The sequence below is a fragment of the Pseudomonas sp. AU11447 genome (genome assembly GCF_001672555.2).
GTDB classification, from domain to species: Bacteria; Pseudomonadota; Gammaproteobacteria; order Pseudomonadales; family Pseudomonadaceae; genus Pseudomonas; species Pseudomonas nitroreducens.
This window is the reverse complement of sequence record NZ_LZDG02000066.1, coordinates 160,293-169,170: the sequence shown is the minus strand read 5'-3', so window position 1 is coordinate 169,170 and position 8,878 is coordinate 160,293. Positions and strand designations below refer to the sequence as shown.

General features: G+C 65.4%; 11 protein-coding genes. 7 read left to right on the top strand and 4 right to left on the bottom strand.

The window, feature by feature from the left end; translation table 11 throughout:
- Both A6723_RS24320 and A6723_RS24315 read right to left on the bottom strand, forming a co-directional pair.
- On the bottom strand, positions 1–343 hold a 343-nt coding region (locus tag A6723_RS24320; RefSeq protein WP_139093044.1), incomplete at its 3' end, for an MFS transporter.
- Between the two features lie 190 nt (positions 344–533).
- On the bottom strand, positions 534–851 hold the full coding sequence (locus tag A6723_RS24315; protein WP_054909805.1) for a helix-turn-helix transcriptional regulator: 318 nt from the start codon (positions 849–851) through the stop codon (positions 534–536).
- Positions 852–1,068: 217 nt separating this feature from the next.
- On the opposite strand from A6723_RS24315, the gene A6723_RS24310 reads away from it, so the two are divergent.
- Together A6723_RS24310 and A6723_RS24305 are read left to right on the top strand one after the other, a co-directional pair.
- Positions 1,069–1,662, top strand: a complete 594-nt coding sequence (locus A6723_RS24310; RefSeq protein WP_054909804.1) for an ACP phosphodiesterase — start codon at positions 1,069–1,071, stop codon at positions 1,660–1,662.
- 75 nt (positions 1,663–1,737) lie between these two features.
- A complete protein-coding gene (locus A6723_RS24305) occupies positions 1,738–2,598 on the top strand; it encodes a universal stress protein (protein ID WP_233298936.1) in 861 nt (286 codons plus the stop codon).
- A 146-nt stretch (positions 2,599–2,744) separates the two neighbouring features.
- Here A6723_RS24305 and A6723_RS24300 read toward each other — a convergent pair whose 3' ends face one another.
- Positions 2,745–3,515: a 1-acyl-sn-glycerol-3-phosphate acyltransferase gene (locus A6723_RS24300; protein ID WP_054909803.1), complete on the bottom strand. Its 771-nt coding sequence runs from the start codon at positions 3,513–3,515 to the stop codon at positions 2,745–2,747.
- The gene (olsB, locus tag A6723_RS24295) at positions 3,515–4,270 is read right to left on the bottom strand and encodes an L-ornithine N(alpha)-acyltransferase (RefSeq protein WP_054909802.1); all 756 of its coding nucleotides are present in this window, start codon (positions 4,268–4,270) and stop codon (positions 3,515–3,517) included. Before olsB ends, A6723_RS24300 begins: the two co-directional genes overlap by 1 nt.
- Positions 4,271–4,418: 148 nt before the next feature.
- Between olsB and A6723_RS24290 the strand changes: the two genes are divergently transcribed.
- From A6723_RS24290 to A6723_RS24270, 5 genes are all read left to right on the top strand, one after another.
- Complete coding sequence (locus A6723_RS24290) at positions 4,419–5,315, top strand: acyl-CoA dehydrogenase family protein (protein ID WP_054909801.1); 897 nt, start codon at positions 4,419–4,421, stop codon at positions 5,313–5,315.
- 105 nt (positions 5,316–5,420) lie between these two features.
- Positions 5,421–6,206 (top strand): MBL fold metallo-hydrolase, encoded by a 786-nt coding sequence (locus A6723_RS24285; protein ID WP_024762609.1) that lies wholly within the window; start codon positions 5,421–5,423, stop codon positions 6,204–6,206.
- Positions 6,207–6,322: 116 nt separating this feature from the next.
- Positions 6,323–7,450, top strand: a complete 1,128-nt coding sequence (locus A6723_RS24280) for a serine hydrolase (RefSeq protein WP_054908594.1) — start codon at positions 6,323–6,325, stop codon at positions 7,448–7,450.
- Positions 7,447–7,794: a hypothetical protein gene (locus A6723_RS24275; RefSeq protein WP_054908595.1), complete on the top strand. Its 348-nt coding sequence runs from the start codon at positions 7,447–7,449 to the stop codon at positions 7,792–7,794. The genes A6723_RS24280 and A6723_RS24275 overlap by 4 nt, the downstream gene beginning before the upstream one ends.
- A gap of 246 nt (positions 7,795–8,040) precedes the next feature.
- Positions 8,041–8,580: a YceI family protein gene (locus A6723_RS24270; RefSeq protein WP_371914072.1), complete on the top strand. Its 540-nt coding sequence runs from the start codon at positions 8,041–8,043 to the stop codon at positions 8,578–8,580.
- Positions 8,581–8,878 lie beyond the last annotated feature (298 nt).

Below are 8,878 nucleotides of genomic sequence, written 5' to 3'. Positions count from 1 at the left end.
CCACCGAGCCAATGCCGAAGAAGGCGCCGTGACACAGCGCGGTGATGACCCGCGCCAGCATCAGCAGGCCGTAGTTGGCAGCCACGGCGCAGAGTAGGTTGCCGAGGATGAAGATGCCCATGAGCATCAGCAGGGCGGTCTTGCGCGGCAGGCGGGCCGTGAGCAGCGCCATGATCGGCGCGCCGATGGCGACGCTGAAGGCATAGCCGCTGACCAGCCAGCCGGCGGCCGGAATAGAGACGGACAGGTCGCCCGCGACCTCGGGCAACAGGCCCATGATCACGAATTCCGTGGTGCCGATGGCAAACGCGGACAAAGCGAGGACGAGAAGCGAAGTGGGCATGCGCCTGCTCCTGGAGAGTTGAAATTGTCTTGGCTGGCAGTAGCCGGTCAAACCCGTCCTGAATCTGCTGCGCGTCGGCATAGCTGCGTTGAAAACAGACTCGGAATGCTCATTTACCGCTTGTAAACTGCGCTTCCTCGTCTGTTTTCGCCTTGCTCTGCTCTAGCTCGCAAGATTCTGAACGGGTTTGTTACAGCGCTTCGCTCAGGTGGCGAACAAAGGCCTGGATGGTTTCTTCATTGCGTTTGAAGAAATTCCACTGGCCGACTTTTCGACTGGTCACCAGACCCGCGCGCTGGAGGGCGGCCAGATGCGCGGAGACGGTGGATTGCGACAGACCGGTACGCTGGTCGAACTTGCCGGCACAGACGCCGATCTCGAAGGATTGGTGCTCCTGCTCGACGAAGAATTTCTCCGGGTCCTTGAGCCAGTGCAGGATGTCGCGTCGCACCGGGTGGGCCAGGGCCTTGAAGATTTCGTCGAGGTCGAGAGTGTGTTGTTCAGTCATGGGCGTATCGGTCTATCGCGTTGGGACGAACTATATATCGGTCAAAAACGATATGAATTCGTTTGGCGCGATAGTAATGATCACCGCCCGTGATAATAGGGCGGGCTACCGTGGGAGCGAGCCCGGTCTGCGATGGTTCCGCCTCTGCTCCGTGCCAAGAGGTTCGCGAGCAAGCTCGCTCCTACAGAAGAGCATCGGTACGCGCTAAGCTCATCTCATGAACTACCTCGCGCATCTCCACCTGGGCGGCGACCGGCCCGCCCAACTGCTCGGCAGCCTTTACGGCGATTTCGTCAAAGGCCCCCTGGCCGGGCAGTGGCCCGCCGAAATCGAGGCGGGCATCCGCCTGCACCGGCGGATCGACGCCTTCACCGACACTCATCCCTTGATACACAGTGCCAAGTCGCGCTTCCCCAGTGAGCGCCGGCGCATGGCCGGCGTGCTCTTGGACGTGTTCTACGACCACTGCCTGGCCCGCGACTGGGGGCGTTTCTCCGGCGAGCCGCTGGAGCAGTTCACCCAACGGGTCTACGGTGTACTGGGCCGCACGCCCGGCCTGCCGGAGCGTCTGGCGCGCATTGCACCGCGCATGGCCGCGCAGGACTGGCTGGGCAGCTATCGGCAGTTCGAGGTATTGCAGGACGTGGTCGCCGGCATGTCCCGGCGCCTGTCGCGGCCGTCCCTGCTGGATGGCGCCTGGGAGGAGCTGGATCGTCTTTACGAGCCGCTGAGCGACGACTTCCGTGAGTTCTATCCCGAACTTCAGGAGTTCGTCAGAAATCCGCCGAAATCGATGGACGGTCCGGCCTGACTTGATATGCGTCAACCGCCCGGCGGCCCATAGCGTGTGCAATAGACACATCTGAAGGACGACGAGAGGAGCAGCATGATGAAGTCGCTAATGGTCGCAACGGATCTTTCCGGCCGTTCCGAAAAGGCTTTGCACCGTGCGGCAGCGCTTGCCAAGCGCTACGCCTGCCCCTGGACCGTGCTTTACGTGGTCGATGAGGACCAACCGTCGGCACTGGTCGAACAGGAAGTCACCCAGGTGCGCATGATGCTCGAAGCGCGCCTGGTCGAACTCACCGAAATGGGCGGCACCTGCCCGAAACTGCTGGTGGAGCGCGGCGATCCGAACCAGAAGATCCTTGCCGCAGCGAAGAACCTGAACTGCGAAATGCTGGTGATGGGCGCGCACCGCAAGAGCGTGCTGCGCGACATCTTCGTCGGCACCACCGTTGAGCGAGTGCTGCGCGCCGGGCAACTGCCGGTGCTGGTGGTCAACCAGCCGGCCGGCGGGCAATACCGCGACCTGCTGATCGCCCTGGACACCTCGCCGGCTTCGGCCCACGCGGTGGAAGTGGCCAATGACCTGGGCCTGCTGGAAGGCGCCGTGCGCCGGGGCGTCTACGCCTTCAGTCCGCTGGCCAAGGGCATGATGCAGTACTCCGGAGTGAGCGAGGAGCGCATCGACGAATTCGTCAGCAGTGAATCGCGCCAGGCGGTGGAGGAGCTGAAGACGTTCCTCCACGACCAGCACCTGGAAGAACGCATCGATGAACAACTGGTGGCCGTCGGGCTGCCGGGCAACGTGTTGCAGCGGATGGTCGACAAGCATCGGCCGGATCTGCTGGTCATGGGTACTCGGGGTATGGGCGGAATCAAGCGTGCCCTGATCGGCAGTGTTGCCGACTACGCTCTGCGCGAACTGGATTGTGACATCCTGGTCGTGCCGCCGGAGGCTTGAGCCTGCGGCGTCTGGAGACTGTTTTCAGGCTGCGTCGGGCGACTCGAGGGTGCCGCCCGGCGCAGTTTGAAAGCCGTTTCGTCAGAGTGGGAACCCGTCGGCCGTAGGTTACGGCGGGCTCCAATCCCTTCGCTTGTCAGCGAACCTCAGGCCGCAATGGCCGCCTCTTCCTGCTCATCACACACCATCGCACGGATTGCCGCGTGCGCTTGCCTGGCCAGCAGGTTGCGGTCCTGGTGGGCGCTCGACAGCGCCGGCAAGAGGTGGATTTCCACGACTCCCCGATCATTGTCGAACAGACGCTTCAAGTGGCTGACCAGATCGTCGTCACCGATGAAGGGCGCCAGCTCACACGCCTGCCCGTTGCGTCGGTAGCGCAGCGCCACCGGCTGCACCGGCACGCCGGCCTCGATGGCACTGGCCATCAGCCGGCCGTGGAAGGTGCGCAGGCCCTGGCCGTCGGTGGTGGTGCCCTCGGGGAAGACCAGCAGCGAACGGCCGCGCGCCAGGTGCGTGGCCAATTGCGCGTTGATCATTCGTGCATCGCCAGAACCCCGGCGGATGAACAGCGTGCCGGCCTTTTCCGCCAGCCATCCGGCGACCGGCCACTGGCGCACTTCGGCCTTGGACAGGAAGGTAAGCGGCAGCAGCGCCCCGAGCAGCGGGATATCGACCCAGGACACATGGTTGGACACCCACAGCATCGGCTGACCGGGTAGCTCGCCGTGCACCTTCACTTCGAAGGGCAGGGCAGCCGTCAGACGCGCCAGGTACCAGCAGGTAAGGCGCTGGCGCAGGGGCATCCAGTCGCGGCCGGGCAGGCGCTCCAGCAGGCTGACGAAGGCGGCCAGCGCGAGGCCCACCGTCAACACCAGCAGCAGGCGGGCAACGCGCAGCCAGGCGCGCAGGCTACGCATCAGACCGCGGCCTTGAAGTGGCGGGCGTAGCGCGGGCAGAGCTCGTCGCGCTTGAGCAGGATGAACACGTCGGCGACGCCGAAGTCCGGGTCCCAGCAGGGCTCGCCGCAGATCTTCGCACCCAGGCGCATGTAGGCCTTGAGCAGCGGCGGCAGCTCGGCGGTGAGGTTTTCCGGCACGTCCAGTTGCGGCAACGGGGTCTTCGGTTCGGCGCGCAGGTTCTGCTGGCACAGGTAACGGTCGCGCAGGCGCTGCATTACTGCGCGGGCCTGGATGCCGCCGTCGCGCATGGGGATGCTGGCGCAGCCCATCAGGTAACGGTAGCCGCCTTCATTCAGCACTTCGGCCAGCTCGCTCCAGAGCACGGCGATGGTGCCGCCATTGCGATAGTCCGGGTCGACGCAGGTGCGGCCGATTTCCAGCACCGGGCCCTGCAGGTTGTCCAGGCCATCGAGGGCGAATTCCTCTTCGCTGTAGAAGCGGCCCAGGCGCTGCGCGGCGCGGTGGTCGAGCAGGCGGGTGGTGGCCACCAGCGCGCCGGTGTTGAGGTCACGCACGCCGATGTGAGCGCAGTGGCGGTCGTAGTCGTCCATGTCCAGCCCCTGGTCCGCGCCCTTGAGCTGGGCATCGAACTCGCTGCTGAACACGCGGTAACGCAGGGCCTGGGCTTCGCGCAGGGCGCGGGCGCCGCGCAGACGCACGGCCTTGAGACGGCGTTCTGCCGGGGTGTCACAGGAGAGGGCGATCTGACTCATGCGAGTGCCTCCGTGAACCGGCCATGCGGGTTGCGGCCGGTCGGCTTTGTTGTGCAAGCTCAGGCTAGGAATGACCGGTGTCACGCCCATGACGGTGCGGTGATGCTTGTATGACAAGAACAACGACCTCGAAGGAAGGAGCGCCGCGATGCCCTGGAAATGCCTGCTCGGCCCGCAGGACCGATTGCCGCCCGGCCTGGCCCTGGACGACTGGTACGCCGAACTGCTGGCGCGCGCCGGCCATAGCGGCAGCTTTGAGCTGGCAGTGCTCGGCGGGCGCCTGGCGACCTCACCGGGGCTGGCCTTCCTCGCCGGCTACCAGGCCGCCCTGCGCGCGCTCTGGCCGGCGGCCCCACTCAGCCTCGGCGCGCTCTGCGTGACCGAGAAGAAGAGCGTGCGCCCCGCCGACCTGCAGACCCGCCTCGACGGTCTGGTGCTGCACGGTCGCAAGGACTTCGCCACCGCCGCCGACAGCGCCGCGTGGTGGCTGGTCGCCGCGCGTGACGAGGACGAGGGACAGCCTCCGCGCATCGCCATGACCGTCGTCCAGTCCGGTGCGCCGGGCGCGAAGCTCGAGTCGCTGCCGGCCCTGCCGCTGATGCCGGACATCCCCCACGCCCGCCTGCTGCTCGACGGCGCCCACTGCGAGCGCTTGCCCGGTGATGGCTGGGAGGCCTACAGCAAGCCTTTCCGCACCCTGGAAGACACCCATGTGCTGGCGGCGGTCTGCGCCTGGCTCTATGGCCTGGCGCTGGAGCATCAGTGGCCGGCGGAGCTGGCGCTGCGCTTGACCGGTGTGCTGGCCGGCTGTGCGGAAGTCAGCCGGCAGCCGGCTTCGCAGCCGGAAACCCACCTGCTGCTGGCCGGTGTGTTCAGCCAGTTCGAAAGCCTCGCTGCGACGCTGGATGCCGCCTTCGTCTCGGGCGACCCGGAGCTGGCGGCGGTCTGGAGACGCGACAAGAGTGTACTCGCCATCGCCGGCGCCGCCCGGGCCAAGCGCCTGGAGAAAGCGAGGGTGGCAATAGGCCTTGACCCACGTCAGTGAGGGCCTGGGGAGGGGACGTTAGCCTTACAGATGTTTCTGAGATACCAAGAAATTTCCGCAGGGCTACCCACTGTTTTCCCTCCCACTGCTTTAGGAAATCCCCTCATGCGACGCGAACCCATCGTGCTGTTCGACGACGGTAAACACCAATGCCTGTGTTTCGACGATCTGGTCAGCGGCGACGGTGTGCAATCCAACCAGTTCCTCATCGTCGACCACGACAAGCGCCTGCTGCTCGATCCGGGCGGCGACCTGACCTATACGCCGTTGTCCCTGGAACTCTCGAAACTGTTCTCGCTGCAGGACCTGGACTACATCTTCGCCTCGCACCAGGACCCGGACATCATCGCCGCGCTGGACAAGTGGCTGCTGCACACCCGCGCCAAGGTCATCTGCTCCAAGCTCTGGGCGCGCTTCCTGCCGCACCTGACGGCCAACTACCTGGCGGTCAGCCATGGCATCTCCACCTATGACCGGGTGATCCCGCTGCCGGACCGCGGCGAGTCGGTGCAACTGGGCCGCTGCCAGTTGAAGATGATCCCCGCGCACTTCCTCCACTCGGTGGGCAACTTCCAGATCTACGATCCGGTCAGCAAGATCCTCTTCTCCGGCGACATGGGCGCCTCCCTGGTGGACGACGCCAGCCCGGTGCAGGATTTCGCTGCGCACGTACCGCACATGGAAGGCTTCCACCGTCGCTACATGGCGTCGAACAAGGTCGCGCGGCTCTGGGCATCGATGGTGCGCGGCATGGACATCGAGATGATCGTCCCGCAGCACGGCCGGCCCTTCGTGGGCAAGGCCATGATCGGAGCCTTCCTCGACTGGATCAGCGACCTGCAATGCGGCATGGACCTGATGGGGCCGGAGGATTACCAGGTGCCACGCTGACAGGCCCCATGCTGACCGATTGCGCCAATCGTCCTTGATTACGGCACGATCGGCGCTTAATTCGTCATCTTCACCGTGCTAGGGTGCGGGCCGACCTGATAACAAGAGGCCCGCCGATGCCCTTCACTTCCTACAGGCCAGCGCTGCGCGCATTGGCCCTGGCCACCTGCCTGCTCAGCAGCCATGCCCACGGAGCCGACACCTGGCCCGAGGCCGACTGGCCCCACGGCGCCACGCCCAGTGGCGCTGCTGTCGAAGCCTTCGAAAGCTACGCCTTCCCCAGCCGCGACGACGCCACCCGCAAGGGCGTGCGCACCGATGCGGTGGTGGTGATTCGCGACGGCCAACTGATCTACGAACGCTACGCCGGCCCGACCAGCGCGCAGACGCCGCACCTGGCCTGGTCGATGAGCAAGAGCGTGATGGCCAGCGTCCTCGGTGTGGCCTTCGGCGAGGGCAAGTTCCAGCTCGACGACCCGGTCGCCAAGCATTACCCGGCCTTCGCCGACCATCCCGATATCAAGATGCGCGACCTGCTGCACTGGGCCTCCGGCCTGGCCTGGCAGGAAGAGTACGAATACGCGCCGGTGCGCTCCTCGGTGGTGGCGATGCTCTACACCCGTGGCCGCGACGACATGGCGAAGTTCACCGCCGGCTTCGCTGCCGATGCCGAGCCGGGCAAGCGCTTCCGTTACTCCAGCGGCGACAGCAACGTGCTTTCCGCCACGCTCAAGCAGATGGTCGGCAAGGACTACGCGAACTACCCCTGGACCGCGCTGTTCGAGCCGCTGGGCATCCAGTCCGCGGTCTGGGAGCGCGATGCCAGCGGTACCTTCGTCGGCTCGTCCTATGCCTACATGACTGCCCGCGACATGGCGCGCATCGGCCTGCTGATGGAGCGCGACGGGCGCTGGAAGGACCGCCAGTTGCTGCCGCAGGACTGGATGAAATTCGTTCTCGCGCCGTTCCCCGAGTACCAGCCTGATCCGAAGAAACCCAACGAAGCGGTGCCCGGTGGCCAGTGGTGGCTCAACCGCCCGGTGGCCGGCGCGCCGGTACCCTGGCCGGATGCGCCCGAAGACACCTTCGCCGCGCTCGGCCACTGGGGCCAGGCGCTCTACGTGATCCCCGAACAGAAGCTGGTGATCGTCCGCTACGCCGACGACCGCGACGGCAGCTACCAGCACGACGCCTTCCTCAAACTCGCCCAGGCGGCCTTCGCCCACGGGGAGGTGCAGCCATGATCCGCCGCCATCCGATCCTCAGCGTTCTCGCCCTGCTGCTCGTCGCGCTGGCCGTGGTGATCTGGCAGAACCGCATCCACCTCGCGGCGTTCCCCGGCATCATCGGCGCCTATACCGCCAAGGAGTACTGCTCCTGCCGCTACGTTATGGGGAACTCGGCGGACTATTGCCGGGCCTATACCAAGCAGTACGTGCCGACCAGCGGCTTCCTCGACGACGAAGCGCGCAAGCGGGTGACCGCCCGCGGCCTTGGCAGTACGCAGACAGCCGCCTGGCTCGGTGCGCGCGAGGGATGCCAACTGATGCCCCAGGCGGATGATTTGCCCGAATCGGGCAACCACTGAGAACGCGATTACGATCTGCTGCGCGTCGGCAGAACGGCGTTAAAAACAGGCTCGGACTGCTCATTTACCGCTTGTAATCTGCGCATCCTCGCCTGTTTTTGCCTTGTTCTGCTCTAGCTCGCGAGATCGTAATCACGTTCTGACGGGCGCGTTCCACGGAGCGGGGCGACCCGCTTCGGAGGATCAATGCATTCTTTTGTAACAGGAGCCGTGTGCGCATTGCTGGTGCTGGCCAGCCCCCTGGCGATGGCCGAATGGCAACTGGACGGCGACACCTCGCGGATCAGCTTCGTGTCGGTCAAGCGCGGCAAGATGGCGGAAGTGCAGCGCTTCGACCGTCTTTCCGGGCAGATCGACGACCAGGGCGCGGTCCGCGTCGTGGTGCCGCTGGAGTCCATCGACAGCGGCCTGGCGCTGCGCGACGAGCGCATGCGCAACTCCTTCTTCGAGATCGAGCGCTTCCCCGAGGCGATCGTCAGCAGCCAGCTGGACCTGAGCCGTTACGACGACCTGCAGGTCGGCCAGTCGCGCCAGGAAACCGTGGACTTCAACCTCGACCTGCACGGCCAGCAGCGCCGGCTCAAGTCCCAGGTGCTGGTCAGCCGCCCCAGCGAGAGCCGCATCGAGGTGACGACCCTGGAGCCGCTGGTGCTCAAGCTGATCGACTTCGACCTGGAAGAGAAACTCGAGCCGCTCAAGGAAGTCGCCAACGTGCCTTCGATCACGCCCGAGGTGCCGGTGTTCGCGGTGCTGGGGTTCAGCCAGGTGATCAAGCAGGCGCCGTGACCTTGATGGATCGGCACCTTTGCCGGTGCCGATCTCATCGACGATCCGTCGGCAAGGCCAGCGTTGGGCGGTTCGCGAGCAAGCTCGCTCCTACAGGTCAGCTGCGATGTGCTCTTCGTAGGAGCGAGCTTGCTCGCGAACCGCACGGCACAGTGTCAATCGCGAAAACAGCCAGCCTTAAGCCCGCGCCGCAATTGCCGGCAAGTCTGGCTGGAAGCGAAAGCCGGAGCCCACGCTGCAACTGGAAGCGCTGATGAACACGAAGGCGAGCAGCAGGATGGTTTTCATGGCGGTGTTC